The sequence below is a fragment of the Acidovorax sp. 22279 genome (assembly GCF_052045435.1).
Lineage (GTDB): Bacteria > Pseudomonadota > Gammaproteobacteria > Burkholderiales > Burkholderiaceae_C > Acidovorax > Acidovorax delafieldii.
The window spans coordinates 1-16,553 of record NZ_JBQEOV010000008.1; the positions used below are offsets into that span (position 1 = coordinate 1).

Annotated in this window: 17 protein-coding genes and 3 tRNA genes; 8 read left to right on the forward strand and 12 right to left on the reverse strand. The window is 63.8% G+C overall.

The genetic code is table 11. From position 1 onward, the window contains the following. Nucleotide 1 precedes the first annotated feature (1 nt). The 8 genes from ACTJKQ_RS11725 to folC all read right to left on the reverse strand — a co-directional run bounded on the left by ACTJKQ_RS11725 (nucleotide 2) and on the right by folC (nucleotide 6,235). Nucleotides 2–78, reverse strand: a tRNA-Asp gene (locus tag ACTJKQ_RS11725). 53 nt (nucleotides 79–131) lie between these two features. Beyond that, a tRNA-Glu gene (locus ACTJKQ_RS11730) sits at nucleotides 132–207 on the reverse strand. A 32-nt stretch (nucleotides 208–239) separates the two neighbouring features. Next, nucleotides 240–315: transfer RNA gene (locus ACTJKQ_RS11735), tRNA-Ala, on the reverse strand. Between the two features lie 65 nt (nucleotides 316–380). After that, complete coding sequence (gltX, locus tag ACTJKQ_RS11740; RefSeq protein ID WP_146871927.1) at nucleotides 381–1,802, reverse strand: glutamate--tRNA ligase; 1,422 nt, start codon at nucleotides 1,800–1,802, stop codon at nucleotides 381–383. A gap of 144 nt (nucleotides 1,803–1,946) precedes the next feature. Beyond that, nucleotides 1,947–3,452 carry an amidophosphoribosyltransferase gene (gene purF / locus ACTJKQ_RS11745; protein ID WP_056746391.1) on the reverse strand — a complete coding sequence of 502 codons (1,506 nt, stop codon included), beginning with the start codon at nucleotides 3,450–3,452 and terminating at the stop codon, nucleotides 1,947–1,949. Between the two features lie 78 nt (nucleotides 3,453–3,530). After that, a complete protein-coding gene (locus ACTJKQ_RS11750) occupies nucleotides 3,531–4,019 on the reverse strand; it encodes a CvpA family protein (RefSeq protein ID WP_121942709.1) in 489 nt (162 codons plus the stop codon). A gap of 25 nt (nucleotides 4,020–4,044) precedes the next feature. After that, nucleotides 4,045–4,887, reverse strand: coding sequence for an SPOR domain-containing protein (locus ACTJKQ_RS11755; RefSeq protein ID WP_440596919.1), 843 nt, complete (start codon nucleotides 4,885–4,887; stop codon nucleotides 4,045–4,047). Between the two features lie 22 nt (nucleotides 4,888–4,909). After that, entirely contained in the window at nucleotides 4,910–6,235 is a 1,326-nt protein-coding gene (gene folC / locus ACTJKQ_RS11760; RefSeq protein ID WP_260667387.1) for a bifunctional tetrahydrofolate synthase/dihydrofolate synthase, read from the reverse strand. Nucleotides 6,236–6,296: 61 nt separating this feature from the next. On the opposite strand from folC, the gene ACTJKQ_RS11765 reads away from it, so the two are divergent. The 4 genes from ACTJKQ_RS11765 (at nucleotide 6,297) to argG (ending at nucleotide 9,382) form a co-directional block, all read left to right on the forward strand. Beyond that, on the forward strand, nucleotides 6,297–6,680 hold the full coding sequence (locus tag ACTJKQ_RS11765; RefSeq protein WP_440596920.1) for an arsenate reductase: 384 nt from the start codon (nucleotides 6,297–6,299) through the stop codon (nucleotides 6,678–6,680). A gap of 135 nt (nucleotides 6,681–6,815) precedes the next feature. Further along, entirely contained in the window at nucleotides 6,816–7,478 is a 663-nt protein-coding gene (locus ACTJKQ_RS11770; RefSeq protein WP_056063736.1) for a glycine zipper 2TM domain-containing protein, read from the forward strand. A gap of 163 nt (nucleotides 7,479–7,641) precedes the next feature. After that, the gene (locus tag ACTJKQ_RS11775) at nucleotides 7,642–7,959 is read left to right on the forward strand and encodes a pyrimidine/purine nucleoside phosphorylase (protein WP_015014470.1); all 318 of its coding nucleotides are present in this window, start codon (nucleotides 7,642–7,644) and stop codon (nucleotides 7,957–7,959) included. An 85-nt stretch (nucleotides 7,960–8,044) separates the two neighbouring features. Then, a complete protein-coding gene (argG, locus tag ACTJKQ_RS11780) occupies nucleotides 8,045–9,382 on the forward strand; it encodes an argininosuccinate synthase (protein ID WP_056063739.1) in 1,338 nt (445 codons plus the stop codon). Nucleotides 9,383–9,602: 220 nt separating this feature from the next. On the opposite strand, the gene murB is transcribed toward argG, so the two are convergent. After that, nucleotides 9,603–10,676, reverse strand: a complete 1,074-nt coding sequence (murB, locus tag ACTJKQ_RS11785) for a UDP-N-acetylmuramate dehydrogenase (RefSeq protein ID WP_440596921.1) — start codon at nucleotides 10,674–10,676, stop codon at nucleotides 9,603–9,605. Nucleotides 10,677–10,761: 85 nt separating this feature from the next. On the opposite strand from murB, the gene ACTJKQ_RS11790 reads away from it, so the two are divergent. Genes ACTJKQ_RS11790 through ACTJKQ_RS11800 form a run of 3 tightly spaced genes read left to right on the forward strand, consistent with a single transcriptional unit; the run spans nucleotide 10,762 to nucleotide 13,055 of the window. Further along, nucleotides 10,762–11,247, forward strand: a complete 486-nt coding sequence (locus ACTJKQ_RS11790; RefSeq protein ID WP_056063745.1) for a YajQ family cyclic di-GMP-binding protein — start codon at nucleotides 10,762–10,764, stop codon at nucleotides 11,245–11,247. 1 nt (nucleotide 11,248) lies between these two features. Beyond that, the gene (locus ACTJKQ_RS11795; protein ID WP_235509381.1) at nucleotides 11,249–12,019 is read left to right on the forward strand and encodes a retropepsin-like aspartic protease family protein; all 771 of its coding nucleotides are present in this window, start codon (nucleotides 11,249–11,251) and stop codon (nucleotides 12,017–12,019) included. 16 nt (nucleotides 12,020–12,035) lie between these two features. Continuing rightward, on the forward strand, nucleotides 12,036–13,055 hold the full coding sequence (locus tag ACTJKQ_RS11800) for an HD-GYP domain-containing protein (protein WP_056063748.1): 1,020 nt from the start codon (nucleotides 12,036–12,038) through the stop codon (nucleotides 13,053–13,055). Nucleotides 13,056–13,090: 35 nt separating this feature from the next. On the opposite strand, the gene plsY is transcribed toward ACTJKQ_RS11800, so the two are convergent. The 3 genes from plsY to ACTJKQ_RS11815 all read right to left on the reverse strand — a co-directional run bounded on the left by plsY (nucleotide 13,091) and on the right by ACTJKQ_RS11815 (nucleotide 15,363). Further along, nucleotides 13,091–13,783, reverse strand: coding sequence for a glycerol-3-phosphate 1-O-acyltransferase PlsY (gene plsY, locus ACTJKQ_RS11805; RefSeq protein ID WP_056746399.1), 693 nt, complete (start codon nucleotides 13,781–13,783; stop codon nucleotides 13,091–13,093). A 57-nt stretch (nucleotides 13,784–13,840) separates the two neighbouring features. Further along, nucleotides 13,841–14,332, reverse strand: a complete 492-nt coding sequence (locus tag ACTJKQ_RS11810) for an aminoacyl-tRNA deacylase (protein WP_056063754.1) — start codon at nucleotides 14,330–14,332, stop codon at nucleotides 13,841–13,843. Nucleotides 14,333–14,403: 71 nt separating this feature from the next. Further along, nucleotides 14,404–15,363, reverse strand: a complete 960-nt coding sequence (locus tag ACTJKQ_RS11815) for a LysR family transcriptional regulator (protein ID WP_440596922.1) — start codon at nucleotides 15,361–15,363, stop codon at nucleotides 14,404–14,406. Between the two features lie 177 nt (nucleotides 15,364–15,540). Between ACTJKQ_RS11815 and ACTJKQ_RS11820 the strand changes: the two genes are divergently transcribed. Next, a complete protein-coding gene (locus ACTJKQ_RS11820; protein WP_440596923.1) occupies nucleotides 15,541–16,539 on the forward strand; it encodes a Bug family tripartite tricarboxylate transporter substrate binding protein in 999 nt (332 codons plus the stop codon). Nucleotides 16,540–16,553 lie beyond the last annotated feature (14 nt).

Sequence of the window (16,553 nt, forward strand, 5' to 3'; positions counted from 1 at the left end):
CTGGCGGAGTGGACGGGACTCGAACCCGCGACCCCCGGCGTGACAGGCCGGTATTCTAACCAACTGAACTACCACTCCTGGCAGGCAGCTTTTCGCTTGTATTTATCAACACAAGCCAAGTGCTACAAACTTGGCGACCCTACGGGGATTCGAACCCCGGTACTCACCGTGAAAGGGTGATGTCCTAGGCCTCTAGACGATAGGGTCAAAACCTTGGAACTAACCATTATCAAGCGACGTGGTGGAGGTAAACGGGATCGAACCGATGACCTCTTGCATGCCATGCAAGCGCTCTCCCAGCTGAGCTATACCCCCACTGAATGACTTCAAACACTTTGTATTTGTTGTCATCACCTGAGCCTTGAATTATAGACAGATTTTTAGCGGTTTCGCAAACGCGCTATAACTTTTTCACGTCCGACCAGTTCCAGCACAGCATCGACCGATGGCGTGTGGGCGGTTCCGACCGTCAGAACACGCGCAGGCATCGCCAGCTGGGGCATCTTCAGACCCTGAGCCGTCAGCACCTGCTTGAACGCAGCACTGATGGACGCCTTGTCCCACTCGCAGGCGGACAGTGCATCAGCCAGTGCGTCCAGAGCGGGAGCAATGGCGTCGGTGACATGCTGAGCGCGCTCTGCATCCTCCGGAGTCACGTCGCCATAGAACACCTGCGCCCAGTTGGCAAGCACGACGGTGGTGTCGCACCGGTCTTTGAACAGCGCACAGATCCGGGGCAGACGCCCGTCGGCCAGCGCCTCAGCCGAAACACCACGCGCCTGCAATTGCGGAGCAACCAGCGCGGCCAAAGCGTCGTCAGCCATGGCTTTCAGGTGCTGAGCATTCACCCAGCGCAGCTTGGCTTCATCGAACTGCGCCGCGCTGCGGCCCAGATGGTCGAGGTTGAACCACTGCAGAAACTGCTCGCGACTGAAGATCTCATCGTCGCCGTGACTCCAGCCCAGACGCGCCAGATAGTTCACCATGGCATCGGGCAGATAACCTTCATCGCGGTATTGCGTCACGGGCTTGGCGCCGTTGCGCTTGCTCATCTTCTCGCCCTGCTCGTTGAGCACAGTGGGCAAGTGGGCATACACCGGGGGTTCCTTGCCCAGGGCGCGGAAGATGTTGATCTGGCGCGGCGTGTTGTTCACATGGTCATCGCCTCGGATCACGTGCGTGATCGCCATGTCGATATCGTCGACCACCACGCAGAAGTTGTAGGTGGGCGTGCCATCGGGCCGTGCGATGACTAGGTCATCCAGCTCATCATTGCTGATCTCAATGCGGCCCTTGACCTTGTCGTCCCAGGCCACAACGCCGCCCTGTGGGTTCTTGAAGCGCAGCACCGGCTGCACGCCCTCAGGAATGGCTGGCAAGGTCTTGCCAGCTTCAGGACGCCATGTGCCGTCGTAGCGAGGCTTCTCCTTGGCAGCCATCTGCCGCTCGCGCAGGGCATCCAGCTCAGCCACGCTCATGTAGCAGGGATACACGTGACCGGCGGCCTGCAACTCTGCAAGGACCGCCTTGTAACGATCCATGCGCTGCATCTGATAGAACGGGCCTTCGTCGTGGTTCAGACCCAACCAGGCCATGCCCTCGATGATGACGTCCACCGCCGCCTGGCTGGAGCGCTCCAGGTCGGTGTCTTCGATGCGCAAAATGAAATCCCCCCCCGTGGCACGGGCAAACGCCCAGGGATACAGCGCCGAGCGGATATTGCCCAGGTGGATGAAGCCGGTGGGAGACGGTGCAAAACGGGTGCGTATGCGGCCCGTGCTGGTGGCAGTGGTTTCAGTCATAACAATCAATGCTGGCCCTCCATGGGGCCAGTTCAAACTAGGATCAATCCGTCGGGCGCAGCCCGACCCGGCTAGAGCATCACGCGCACAACCGGGGGCACAGCATCGCGTGCGATGGTCTGCGGTGGCTGCGCAAGCCCTTGGCTATGCTTCCTGCGCATTGGGTAAAGCAAGGCGCGAGGTATCTTCCTCGCCTTCTTCCGCACCCACGCGCCCCTCATTCAGGCTGGCAATCCCTTCCGCAGTGATGTCACCCGTCACGTACACACCGTCAAAGCACGAGGCATCGAAGCCGACGATGGCACTGTTGAGCGCACCCACAGCCCTCTTCATGCCATCTACATCCTGATAGATGAGAGCGTCGCAGCCGATGGCCTGGCGAATCTCTTCGACCGTGCGGCCATGGGCCACCAGTTCGCTGCTGGTGGGCATGTCTATGCCATACACGTTGGGGTAGCGCACGGGCGGCGCCGCGCTGGCGAGGTACACCTTGCGGGCACCCGCGTCACGCGCCATCTGCACGATCTCGCGGCTGGTCGTGCCACGCACGATGGAGTCGTCCACCAGCAACACATTGCGGCCTTTGAATTCGCTGCCAATCACATTGAGCTTCTGGCGCACCGACTTCTTGCGCACGCCCTGCCCCGGCATGATGAAGGTACGACCCACGTAACGGTTCTTGACGAAGCCTTCGCGGTACGGAACGCCGAGCAGATGCGCCAGTTGCGTGGCGCTGGGGCGGCTGGACTCAGGGATGGGGATGATCACATCGATCTCATTGGGCGGCACCGTGGACACCACACGCTTGGCCAAGGCTTCACCCAGGTTCAGACGGGCCTGGTAGACCGAGATGCCGTCAAGCACCGAATCGGGCCGCGCAAGGTACACAAACTCGAAGATGCAAGGGTTGAGCTGCGGGTTCTCTGCGCACTGGCTGGCGTGAACCTGTCCGTCCAGCGTGATGAAAATCGCTTCGCCCGGATTGATGTTGCGCTCGAACACATGGGACGTACCCTCCAGCGCCACCGATTCACTGCCCACCATCACGGTGCCGTCCTGGCTGCGGCCCATGGCCAACGGGCGGATGCCGTGCGGGTCGCGGAAGGCCAGCAGACCGTGGCCTGCGATCAGCGCGATCACAGCATAGGAACCCTTGATGCGCTTGTGCACCGCACGCACGGCAGTGAAAACGTCCTCGGGCTGCAGAGGCACGCCCCGCGTGGCGCGTTCGAGTTCGTGCGCAAACACGTTCAGAAGGACTTCCGAATCACTTTCCGTGTTGGTGTGGCGGTGGTCCGTCTGGAACAGCTCGGTGCGCAGTTCGCGGGCGTTCGTCAGATTACCGTTGTGCACCAGCACGATGCCGAACGGGGCATTGACGTAAAACGGTTGCGCCTCTTCTTCGCTGTAGGCGTTGCCGGCGGTGGGGTAACGCACCTGGCCCAGCCCAACATTGCCCGGCAGAGCGCGCATGTTGCGCGTGCGAAAAACGTCGCGCACCATGCCCTTGGCCTTGTGCATGAAGAATTTGCGGCCCTGCTGGGTCACGATGCCAGCAGCATCCTGGCCGCGATGCTGCAAAAGCAACAAAGCGTCATAGATCAGCTGATTGACGGGCGCAGGACTGACGACGCCGACGATTCCACACATAGTTGTATTCCATCCGTTTGCGGGAACAGCCCCGCGGTCATCCAACGGCAGCAGCTTCTGGCCGCTGCCGCTTCGATCTCACGAAGGCAGATGCCTTCCAAATTCGTCCGGTAGCGCCGGTTTCAACCCCTTGAGCACTTCGGCCAAGACCGGCGCGCCCCGCGACTCCTGCCACCACTGTGCCTCATGCACGGGGGTGATGCCAGCCACCACGGCCACAGCAAGCAACAAAACGAGGCCGCGCAACACACCAAAGACGGCGCCGAGGGTGCGGTCCGCCGGGCGCAGCCCTACAGCTTCCACCAGCTTCTTGGCCAGCCATGCCAGAAAACCACAGGCAAAAACCGAAGCCACAAACACCACGACAAAACCGGCTGCATACCGCAGCGACTCGCCCGACCCACCCATGGGCAACAAGGCCGCTGCATCGGCCGCAAACCATTGCGCCACAAAAAAAGACGCCACCCAGCCCAGTACCGACAGCACTTCAAACACCAGTCCGCGCCACGCACCTATCAGCATGGAGGCCAGCAACACGGCCACAAACACCCAATCCAACGCAGCCATGGACAAGCGGCAGCCTGATCAATGTTTACAGAGTGAGCACCGACGCCGACAGGTCCAGCGACTTGATGCGCGCTGCCGCCTTGTCTGCCTCTGCCCGGTTGGTGAACGGGCCCACACGCACCCGGGTGCGCTTTCCGTCCTTGGTGTCCACCACCTGCGTATAGGTCTTGAGACCCGCCCGTTCCACCTTCGTGCGTGCTTCCCGGGCCTTTTCGGCATCAGCAAAGGCCCCCACCTGCACGATGAAGCGCGCCTCCTCGGCACTGGCGGCGGCTGGCGCCTCGGTGCTGCGACCTTCCAACAGGGCGCGGGCACGTGCCGAATCGTCAGCACGTGCAGGCTTGGGTTCGGGGACGGGAGAAGGTGAGGGAGCAGCGGGCGGCTTGGCCTCGTGTTTCACCTCGGGCTTTGGGGGCGCAACCGCTGGGGCTGGCGCAGGTTTGGTCGCTGCTGTACGAGCGCTAGGCACCAGTTCTTCACCATCCGCCAAGCCATTGGCTGCGGCAGTGCGCGAAGGCGCAGGCCGCTGCGCAGCAGCCGTGGGGGCTGGCTCTGGGGTGGAGGGCGCAGCAGGCTTGGCGGCGGTAGTTTCGGCCACTGGCGCAGGCACCACCAGGGGAGCCACCTTGTTGCGGTCTGGTATCTCGATGGGAATGTCCACAGGGATAGGCCGTGGCTGGGTATCAAACAGCAACGGAAACCCGATGACCCCCACCAGTACCAGCACTGCGGCGCCAATCAAACGGTGCCGGGCGCGGCGGCGCATCACTTCGATGCTCTCAGCCTGTGGTGTGCGCGGGCGCTTGGACGGCTTTTCGGCCTGTTGCTGCTCACCCTGACCGGGCCACCGGAACTTGAAAAATGCCATGGACTAAGGACTCGTGAGGCGCTCAGGCGCCCATATGTTTGGCGTGCAAGCGGGGTGTTCCATTGATCAACACCCCACCCACCGTGTAGAACGAGCCAAAGACCACGATTCTATCAGCGGGGTCTGCGGCGGCCACCGCCGCCTGCAAGGCCTGCAGTGGGTCGGCATGCAAGCTGGATGCAACGTCCCGGCGACCGCCCGCCACCATATGCACGGCATTCCACTTCTGCTGCAACACGGCGGCCGACTCAGCGCGCGGAGTGGGCAGATCGGTGAAATACCAACGGTCCACCAGAGGCCCGACCTTGGCCAGCATGGGCGCCAGGTCCTTGTCCGCCATGGCGCCAAACACCGCGTGGGTGACGGGGAAGAACCCCATCGCATCCAGGTTGGCCGTGAGCGCTGCCACGGAGTGCGGGTTGTGCGCCACATCCAGCACCAGGGTCGGTTGCCCCGGCACAATCTGAAAACGTCCCGGCAACTCCACCATGGCCATGCCGTTGCGCACAGCCTGGGCGGTCACCGGCAGCCGATCACGCAATGCCTCAAAAGCGGCGAGCACGCCCGAGGCGTTCACCAGCTGGTTGGCCCCCCGCAACGATGGGTAGGCCAGCCCGGCATAGCGCCGCCCCCGGCCAGCCCAGCTCCACTGCTGCTTGTCGCCCGAGAAATTGAAATCGCGCCCGAAACTCCACAAATCGGCGCCGATCTCCCGCGCGTGATCCACCACGCTCTGCGGCGCCATGGGATCGCTCACGATGGCTGGGCGCCCCGTGCGCATGATGCCCGCCTTTTCGCGGCCAATGCTCTCGCGGTCCGGGCCCAGAAATTCTGTGTGGTCGATATCGATGCTGGTGATGATGGCGCAGTCGGTGTCGATCGCGTTCGTGGCATCCAGGCGCCCTCCGAGGCCGACTTCGAGAATTGCCACGTCCAGCAACGCATGGCTCATCAAGCGCAGGATGGCCAGGGTGGTGAACTCAAAGTACGTGAGAGACACCTCGTTTCCGTTCTGAGTTCTAGCGCTCTCCACCGCCTCGAAATGGGGTACCAGGTCCGCCGCCGACACGATTTCGCCATGCACACGGCAGCGCTCCTCAAAGTGCACCAAATGCGGTGAGGTGTACACGCCGGTGCGATAACCCGCCTGCAGCGCCACCGCTTCGAGCATGGCGCAGGTCGATCCTTTTCCGTTGGTGCCCGCCACCGTGATCACCGGGCACTCGAACCGCAGCGCCATGCGGCGGGCGACTTCGGCGACCCGATCCAGGCCCATATCAATGTTGCGGGGGTGCAGCTGCTCGCAATGGCGCAGCCAGCCTTCCAGGGTGTGGGGTTTGGTTTGCATACAGCCGGGGATTGTCGCCGAGCCAGCATTCACCCCCGCGATTTCGAGGATGATGCGCGGCATGAATACCGCCATCACCGTCTACGGCATCCCCAACTGCGATACCGTCAAAAAATCCCGCGCCTGGTTTGCAGAACAAGGGCTGGAAGTCCAGTTTCATGACCTCAAAAAGCAAGGCGTTCCCACCGAGCTGCTCCCTGGCTGGCTGAAGGCCGTGGGCTGGCAGAAGCTGGTCAATCGTCAAGGGACCACCTGGCGCAAGCTGGACTCAGCCACACAGGCATCGGTGCAGGACGACGCGAGCGCCAGTGCGCTGATGCAGCAACAACCCAGTGTGATCAAGCGCCCCGTGGTGCAGTGGCAGGACGCCCATGGCCTGCATGTGACCGTCGGATTTGTGCCGGAGCAGTGGCCTGGCGGGCCGAATGGCGCATCCAAGGGCTGACTTGGGACGGGGAACGCGGGAAAATCGCACAAATCTTTACGCAGATTTACGGCGTCCGGGCCCCGAATTGACCTTGCGGGCCTAAACTTTTCTGCAGTCTGGTGCGTTATGTACCGACCCGAAAGGAGTTTCTCCATGAAAAAGATCGTCATTTTTTCTGCCCTGGCAGCCGTCGCCGTCGTGGCCAGCGCTCAGGAACAAGGCCGTGTGCTGTCTGCCACGCCCATCATTCAGCAGGTCGGCGTTCCGCAGCAGGTGTGTGGCAACGAGACCGTCTACAACGGCAACCGCACGACGGGCGCCGGCGCTGTGATTGGCGCGATTGCCGGGGGCGCTGTGGGCAACACCATCGGCAAGGGCAGCGGTCGCGCAGCAGCCACCGCCATCGGGGTGCTGGGTGGCGCCGTAGTAGGCAACCAGATCGAGGGCAACGGCCAGCCGCAGTACCAGAACGTGCAGCGTTGCTCCACCGAGACGTACTACGAAAACCGTACCGTAGGCTACAACGTGGTGTATGAATACGCAGGCCGCCAGTACACCACCCGCACCCAGAACGACCCAGGCCGCTGGATCCCGGTGAATGTGCAGCCCGCTGGCCAGACCTATTCCACACAACCCGACCCGTATGCGGCCCAGGGTGTTTACAGCCAACCGGGTGTGGTGACCTCCACCTACCCCGTGCAGCCGGTGTACCAGGCGCCCCCCACCTATGTGACGCCCCCGGTGACGGTGATTGAATACGGCTACGACAGCGGCCGCCCCTACTACCCGCACCACCGCAACCCTTACTGGCGTTAAAGGCTGGCGGCATAGCCGCACAAGCCAGTGAACAAAGAGCCCTTCGGGGCTCTTTTTCTTGGTGCAAGCGGCGGCGCGCATGGGTTTCGTTGGTTCGCACAGCCCAATGCGTCAGCACCCTGCCCTAAAATCGCGGGTTTCCTCCATTCCTACCCGCGCATCCATGACCACCGAAAAAATCGACGGCGTGTCCGTCACCACCCAGGCCAATGTGTACTTTGACGGCAAGTGCGTGAGCCACGGCATCACCTTCCCGGACGGCACGAAGAAGTCGGTGGGCGTGGTGCTGCCCGCAACGCTCACGTTCAACACCGGCGCCCCTGAAATCATGGAATGCGTGGCGGGCTCGTGCGAATACAAGCTGGCCGGTACCGATGCATGGGTGAAATCGTCCGCAGGCGAGAAGTTCAGCGTGCCCGGCAACTCCAAGTTCGACATCCGCGTGACCGAGGCCTACCACTACATCTGCCATTTCGGCTGAGATGTTCGGGCTGAAATTTGATTGATTTTGGCCTCTAGCGCTAGTACACAATGCGCTGGCAGCTATCATTTTTGAAGAATATTCCATGGCAACCATCCTCCAGAACCTCCCCCTCGGCCAAAAGGTCGGCATCGCCTTCTCCGGCGGCCTGGACACCAGCGCCGCACTGCACTGGATGAAGCTCAAGGGCGCCGTGCCCTACGCCTACACCGCCAACCTGGGTCAGCCCGACGAGCCCGACTACGACGCCATCCCCCGCAAGGCCATGGAGTACGGCGCCGAGAAGGCCCGCCTGGTGGACTGCCGCACGCAACTGGCCCACGAAGGTATTGCCGCCCTGCAGGCTGGCGCCTTCCACATCAGCACCGGCGGCCTGACCTACTTCAACACCACCCCCCTGGGCCGCGCCGTGACCGGCACCATGCTGGTGGCCGCGATGAAGGAGGACGACGTCAACATCTGGGGCGACGGATCGACCTTCAAGGGCAACGACATCGAGCGCTTCTACCGCTACGGCCTGCTGACCAACCCCTCGCTCAAGATCTACAAGCCGTGGCTGGACCAACTGTTCATCGACGAGCTGGGCGGCCGCGCCGAAATGTCGGCGTTCATGACCCAGGCCGGCTTTGGCTACAAGATGAGCGCCGAGAAGGCCTACAGCACGGACAGCAACATGCTGGGCGCCACCCACGAGGCCAAGGACCTGGAGTTCCTGTCCAGCGGCATCCGCATCGTCAACCCCATCATGGGCGTGGCGTTCTGGAAGCCCGAGGTCGAAGTGAAGGCCGAGGAAGTGTCCGTGACCTTCAACGAAGGCCAGCCCGTGGCGCTGAACGGCAAGGAGTTCAACGACCCCGTCGAGCTGATCCTTGAAGCCAACCGCATCGGTGGCCGCCACGGCCTGGGCATGAGCGACCAGATCGAAAACCGCATCATCGAAGCCAAGAGCCGCGGCATCTACGAAGCCCCCGGCCTCGCGCTGCTGCACATCGCCTACGAGCGTCTGGTGACTGGCATCCACAACGAAGACACCATCGAGCAATACCGCATGAATGGCCTGAAGCTGGGCCGCCTGCTGTACCAGGGCCGCTGGTTCGACCCACAGGCCATCATGCTGCGCGAAACCGCCCAGCGCTGGGTGGCCCGCGCCGTGACCGGCACCGTGACACTGGAACTGCGCCGTGGCAACGACTACTCGCTGCTGAACACCGAGTCGCCCAACCTGACCTACGCCCCCGAGCGCCTGTCGATGGAAAAGGTCGAAGACGCGCCGTTCAGCCCGCTGGACCGCATTGGCCAGCTGACCATGCGCAACCTGGACATCTCGGATACGCGCGGCAAGCTGGGTGTGTACTCGCGGGCGGGCCTGCTGTCGCTGGGAGGCAATGCCGCCCTGGCCCAACTGGACAACGACCGCAAGTAAGGCAGCACTCGCCCCATGGGCCCCAAGCCTTCCGGGTGACCACTGGGAGCAGCTGGGCGGCTCATTTGGAGCAAAAATGGCTGGTAGCGCTAGTGCAATTTGCCTCTCCAGCTATCATTAGATGAGCAAAAGCCACCCTTGGGGTGGCTTTTTTATTGGGGTCTCGTACCAGGCGCGACACCGGCCCTTTCGAGGCGCAGGGGTCGCCTCTAACTTCGCGCTACACGACCACCGGCTCGGGCTCCAGCCGGATGCCAAAGCGCTCGTACACACTCGTCTGGATGGCCTTGGCCAGGGTCATGACCTCGCCCCCTGTCACGCTGTCAGCGCCCTGCCCCCGGTTGATCAGCACGAGGGCCTGCTTCTCGTACACCCCGGCCTTGCCGATGGATTTGCCTTTCCAGCCGCAGGCATCGATCAGCCAGCCCGCCGCCAGCTTGATGCTGCCGTCGGGCATGGGGTAGTGCACGATCTTGGGCTCGCGGGCGATGATGTCGGCGCACTGGTCGGGCGACACGGTGGGGTTCTTGAAGAAGCTGCCCGCGTTGCCCACCACGGCAGGGTCGGGTAGTTTCGCGCGGCGAATGTCGCAGACCCAGTCAAAAATTTGCTGGGCACTGGGGTGTTCCACCCCCGCCTCGGCGCGGCGGCGCTCCAGGTCCAGGTAGCCCAGTACCGGCTTCCAGGGCTTGGGCAGTCGAAAGCGCACATGGGTGATCACCGCCCGGCCTGCCAGACCCATGCCGCGCGGCAGCCCGCTGCCATCCTGCGCTTCGGAAGGTGCATGCTTGAAAACGGAATCACGGTAGCCAAAACCGCATTGCGCAGCATCCAGGCTGAACGACTGGCCCGTAGCCAGGTCGATGGCGTCGAGCGACTCAAAACGGTCCTGCAGCTCCACGCCATACGCGCCAATGTTCTGGACGGGCGATGCCCCCACCGTGCCCGGGATCAGGGCCAGGTTCTCCAATCCGGGATAGCCGTGCGCTAGCGTCCAGGCCACGGCGTCGTGCCAGACCTCGCCAGCACCCGCCTCCACGATCCAGGCCTTGGGCGTTTCATCCACCAGGCGCAGGCCCTTGATTTCCATCTTGAGCACGACGGACTTCACGTCACCGGTCAGGATGATGTTGCTGCCGCCGCCCAGCACAAATTTCGGTACCGGCGCGAGCTGGGGGTCTGCCAGCACAGCCCGCAGGTCGTCCACCGAATGCACTCGCACCAGGGTTTGGGCGCGTGCGGCAATGCCGAAGGTGTTGCAGGGCTGTAAAGGGGCGTTTTTCTCGACTACCATTGGCCCGATTGTCGCACCCGGCCTTTTGGCTCCCTGCGATCCGCCCCCATATCTGCACCTGTTTTCCCCGAGATAGAGACCCACCATGCCATCTTTTGACACCGTCTGCGAAGCCAATCTGGTTGAAGTGAAAAACGCCGTCGAGAACACCGCCAAGGAAATCGCCACCCGTTTCGACTTCAAGGGCACCTCTGCCAGCATCGAGATCAAGGACAAGGACATCACGCTGATCGGCGATGCTGATTTCCAGCTCACCCAGATTGAAGATGTTCTGCGCAACAAGCTCACCAAACGCAGCGTGGATGTGCGTTTTCTGGACATGGGCGATGTGCAGAAAATGGGCGGTGACAAGGTCAAGCAGGTCATCAAGGTGCGCAACGGCATCGAGAGCGAGCTGGCCAAGAAGATCCAGAAGCTGCTCAAGGAAAGCAAGCTCAAGGTGCAAGGCGCTATTCAGGAAGACAAGGTGCGCGTGACTGGTGCCAAGCGCGACGACCTGCAGGCCGCCATGGCCTTGATCCGCAAGGATGTGACGGACGTGCCGCTGTCGTTCGACAACTTCCGCGACTGATATGAAGCGACACCCCGCTGAGGTCCTGCGGGCCCTCCCCCCGCTCTCGCAGCGCGGAGCGCTGCAGGCAGGGGGACGCCGCCAGCGCGGCGGGGCGGTCCTTGCGTGGCGGCTCTCACCAGGGCTGCGCCGGTATCAGCGCCTCCTCGCCCTGTGCATCGGGTTGCTGCTGGGCCCCACCTGGGCGCATGCGCAGGCTGTGGCGCTGGCGGGTGTACTGGGCAGCAAGGCGCTGATCGTGGTGAATGCCAACCCGCCCAAGGCGGTGGGCGCGGGGGATGAGTTCCAGGGGGTGAAAGTCATCGCCGTCGCCAAGGACGAAGCCACCGTGGAGATCCAGGGTGCACGGCGCACGCTGCGACTGGGCGAGGCGCCCGTGAGTGTGGGCGGACGCAGTGGCAGCGGCAAACGCATTTTGCTGGTGGCAGATGGCAGAGGCCATTTTGTGAACAGCGGCACCATCAACGGGCAGGTGATGCAGTACATGGTAGACACCGGGGCCTCCACCGTCGCCATCGGGCGGCCGGATGCAGAGCGTATGGGCCTCAACTACCAAAGCGGCCAGCCGGTGCGCGTGAACACGGCCAATGGCATCGCCCAGGGCTGGCGCATGAAGCTCGACTCCATCCGCATCGGTGACGTCGAGGTCTTTGGGGTAGAGGCCATCATCACCTCGCAGCCCATGCCCTATGTGCTGCTGGGCAACAGCTTCCTGAACGAGTTCCAGATGACCCGCACCAACGACCAGATGGTGCTCGAAAAGCGCCACTGACGCCTGTACACCCGCAATGTCCGCACACCCCTCCTCCACCCACGCGCACTCCGAAGGGGAGTACGAAGACCTGCTCAGCCTCTGGTCCGACCTGGAGTCGGCCCTGTCGGTGCTGCTGAGCCGGCCGCTGCAAGTGCAGGACTTTCCGGGCAAGGTGCGGCAGTTTGATGCCTGGCTGCAGGACCTGGTGGCGCACGACATCGACGCGGCGCTGTACCTGATGTTCCAGCATGCCTCGACATCCACCGTGGGCTACAGCGCATCGCACGCACTGGTGTGTGGCACGCTGTGCCACATCATGGCGCTGGAGCTCAAGCTGCCGCAGCGCGAGCGGGACAGCCTGGTGCGAGCGGCACTCACCATGAACATCGGCATGACGACCCTGCAGGACGAACTGGCCGTGCAGCGCGAGCGCCCCACGGCGGAGCAGCAGGAGGCCATCAAGAGCCACCCCGAAGACAGCATGCTGCTGCTGGAACGCCTGTTCATCAACGATCCGCTCTGGCTGGACGTGGTGGGGCAACACCATGCCAGCATTGCCGAACGCGTGCCTTTGGCCAACCAGGAGCCGATAGACCGGCTCACCCGCATCCTCGGCACCATTGACCGGTATGCCGCCATGATCAGCCCGCGCAAATCCCGCGCCGGGCGCAGTGCCACCGATTCGGTGCGTGCCATCGTGGGACAAGAAGTGGACCAGCGCGACGAGGTCAGCTACACCCTGGTGCGCTCTATCGGCCTGTGCCCCCCAGGTACGTTTGTCAAACTGGACAACGGCGAAACCGCCATCGTGCTGCGCCGCAGCGACAAGGCCAACCACCCGTTGGTGGCCAGCCTGCTGGACAGCACCGGCAACCACCGCAGCCAGCCCAGCCTGTACCAGACCGCGAGCGGCAAGCCCCGCATCCAGTCGGCCCTGGCCCGGTCCGCAGTGAGCCTGGAACTCAACCACCGCACCATGGTGCGGCTGGGGCTGTACGCCGCCCAGCACAGCGCAGGGTTGCGCGGGCTGGTGACTGCGCCCGGCGCGCTCTGACACGGGGCACGCGCCCAACCGGGCGCGTGGCTACATCAGTGTTTGGCCTTGGCTTTTGCGGTGGGCTTTGCCTTGGCGCTCTCTTCACCCTCGGCAGGTTTCGCCTTCTTGCTGCCCAGGCGTGATTCCGTGCCGGCAATCAGGCGCTGGATGTTCTCGCGGTGCCGCCAGGCCAGCAGCAGCGCCATCACCACGATCGAGGCGGCAATCGTGCCTTCGGCATACCAGACCACGCCATCCACCAGCAGGTAGTACACCGGAGCAAACGCGGCGGCCACCAGCGAGGCGAGCGACGAGTAGCGGAAGAAGAATGCAATGATGAGCCAGGTGGCCGCCGTGGCCAGCCCCAGCCAACCGCTGATGCCCACCAGCACGCCCAGTGCCGTCGCCACGCCCTTGCCGCCCTCAAACCGGAAGAACACTGGCCACAGGTGCCCCAGGAAAGCGGCCAGCCCCACCAGCGCCACGGTGCCGTCTTCGAGCCCATAGGGGTGGCCAAACCACATCACCAGCGCCACGGGCAGCCAGCCCTTCATCGCATCGAGCAGCAGGGTCACGATGGCCGCCGCCTTGCTGCCCGAGCGCAGCACATTGGTGGCTCCGGGGTTCTTGCTGCCATAGGTGCGCGGATCGCTCAGGCCCATGACACGCGTCACGATGACGGCAAACGACAGCGAGCCCAGCAGGTAGGCGGCCACGGTGGCCAGAACGGGATAGACGGCGGTCAAAGCAACTCCTTGGAAATCAAATGATCAGCCTTCTGACGGGCTGTATCGCGCGGCGGCCTATTCTGCCAGCGCGCACTGCACCGGTTTGGCGCCCAGCAACTGCACACACACCTGCGGGTCCAGCTGCACCAGAAAGCCCCGGCGCCCGCCGTTGATGGCAATGCGGGGCAACGCGAGGATGGTTTCTTCGATGTAAACCGGCATGGTGCGCCGCGTGCCAAACGGAGACGTCCCCCCCACCAGGTAGCCACTGTGCCGGTTGGCGACCTCGGGGGCACAGGGCTCGACCGACTTGGCGCCGATCTGGCGTGCGAGGTTCTTGGTGGAGACCTTGCGGTTGCCGTGCATCAGCACCAGGAGCGGCTTGGCGTCCTGGTCCTGCATGACGAGGGTCTTGACCACGGTGAACGGGTCCAGACCCAGCACCTCGGCGCTGTGCATCGCGCCGCCGTGCTCCAGGTACTCATACGGGTGTTCGGTGAACGCCACCTTGTTCGCCTTGAGCAGCTGGGTGGCTTGGGTCTCGGAAACGTGTTCTTTCTTGGCCATGGTGTGGTGCGGATAGGGCACCGATGGTATCCGTATCCAAATGTGAGCGTGCTGGAATCTGCGGCAATGTGTCAGAACACCGAGGCAGGCGCAGGGGTGGCCTTGCGGCGCCGCCCGACCTTGCGCTTGCCGTATTCCTCGATGGCGATCACCAGCGCTTGCATGAACTGCTGCACCAGGGCGGACTGGCTACGGCCCTCGGCTGCCAGCACCTGCAGGCGCCGTTGCTGCAGCTGGGTTTCGTCAAATGGCCGGGCAGCCAGCAGGCCCGCCTCCACCCATCGCGCCGCCGTGAGGTAGCTGGCCAGCACCACGTCCTGCCCGCTCAGCAGCGGCAATAAGGCCGACGAAAAATTGCTCTCCACAGCGGGCACATAGCGCAGGCCCTGCACCGCACAGCTCAGGTCAAACAGCTGCCGCCCCGTGGTGTTGGCGGCCCCCAGCAGCAGTGGGTAGCGCACCACGTCAGCCACGCTCACACTGCGCTGGCGCGCCAGCGGGTGCTGTGCAGGCATGACGGCATAAATGGGTGCGATGGCCGAGTGCAGCACCTGCAGGCCCTTCTCGGGCGCCGTGCTGTACTTCAGCGCCAGATCGGCCTCGCCGCGCAGCACCAGGGCCGACACCTCCTGCGGCACGGCCACCTGCAACTGCAGCTGTACCTGCGGGTGCGCCTGCCGAAACCCCGCCATGACCAGCGGCATGAAGGCTGCCGCAAACCCTTCGGTGCAGGCCAGCCGCACCCGCAGGGCACCTTGGGCCGACAGATCCTGCAATTGCTCGACCAGCTCCAGCGCCTGCGCATCGTGTGCACTGGCGTGGGCCAGCAGGCGGGTACCCGCCTCGGTCAGGTTCATGCCGCGCGCCTGGCGCTCGAACAGCACCACACCCAGGCTGTCTTCCAGCTTGCCCAGCTGCCGGCTCACGGCCGAAGCGGCCACGTGCAGGCGCTGCGCGGCCTGGTTGACGGAGCCGGTGCGCGCGATCTCCAGAAAGTAGCGCAATGGCAGACTGAGCAGTGAAATGGCCATGGTTGTTTAAATCACAAAAAGGCAACGGTCAGTTGCCAAATCTCTATTCCAAGCAATGGTAAACCAGCATCTATCTTGCATGGCTTGAGGCTCCAATTCACCCATGCCCTTGCGCGGGCGCCACGTGGTCATTGCTCCCACGCCGCCCGCTGTCGGGGCCCTACCACCGGAGTCCGCATGAAACGCCTTGTTCGAGCCTCTTTCCTGTCTGCCACCCTGGCAGTTCTTGCCGGCCCTGCCAGCCTGGCCTGCGCCCAGGCAGCAGCCCCTGCCGACGCCTGGCCCCAGCGCCCCGTGCGCATGGTGGTGCCCTTCCCGCCCGGTGGCGGCACCGACGTGGTGGCACGCGCGCTCGCACAGAAGCTGGCCAGCCGCCTGGGCACGCCGGTGGTGATCGACAACAAGCCGGGTGCCTCCACCATCATCGGCACCGAAGCCGTGGTGCGTTCCGACCCCGACGGCTACACGCTGCTGGTTTCGGGCTCCACCAGCTACACGGTCAACCCTGCCTTGCGCAGCAAGCTGCCCTACGACCCTGCCAAGGACCTCGTGCCCGTGGCCACCGTGGCCCGGGCCCCCCTGGTGCTGGTCGTCAGCGTCAGCGCGCCGTACAAAGACCTGAACGCGCTGATCGCCGCAGCCAAGGCAAAGCCCAAGAGCATCCACTACGCCACCTTCGGCTCGGGCTCTGGCCCGCACCTGGCGGGCGCGCTGCTGGAGCAGGCCGCGGGCATCCAGCTGCAGGACGTGCCCTACCGGGGCAGCAGCCAGTCGCTGATCGCCCTCATGGGCGGCGAAATCCAGTTGGGTATCGACACCGTGGCCGCTGCGGCGCCGCAAGTGAAGGCCGGCAAGCTGCGCGCCCTGGCCATTGCGGGCAAGTCGCGCTCCAGCATGCTGCCGGGGGTGCCCACCGTGGAGGAACTCAAACTGCCAGACGCCGTGTTCGACGCCTGGTATGCCATCGCCGCCCCCGCCAAGACGCCACAGTCTGTCATCCGAAAGCTGGTGACCGAGGTGGAAGCCGTCACCCGCGACAGTGGTCTGCAGGAACAGATGCGCACCCAGGGCATGGAACCCGTGCACCTGGGCCCCGTGGCCACGCGCGCCATGATCGATGACGAGATCGGCCGCTACCGCGCGTTGGCCCACCGCGCCAAGATCTTGGTGGACTGACGAACACCCAACAA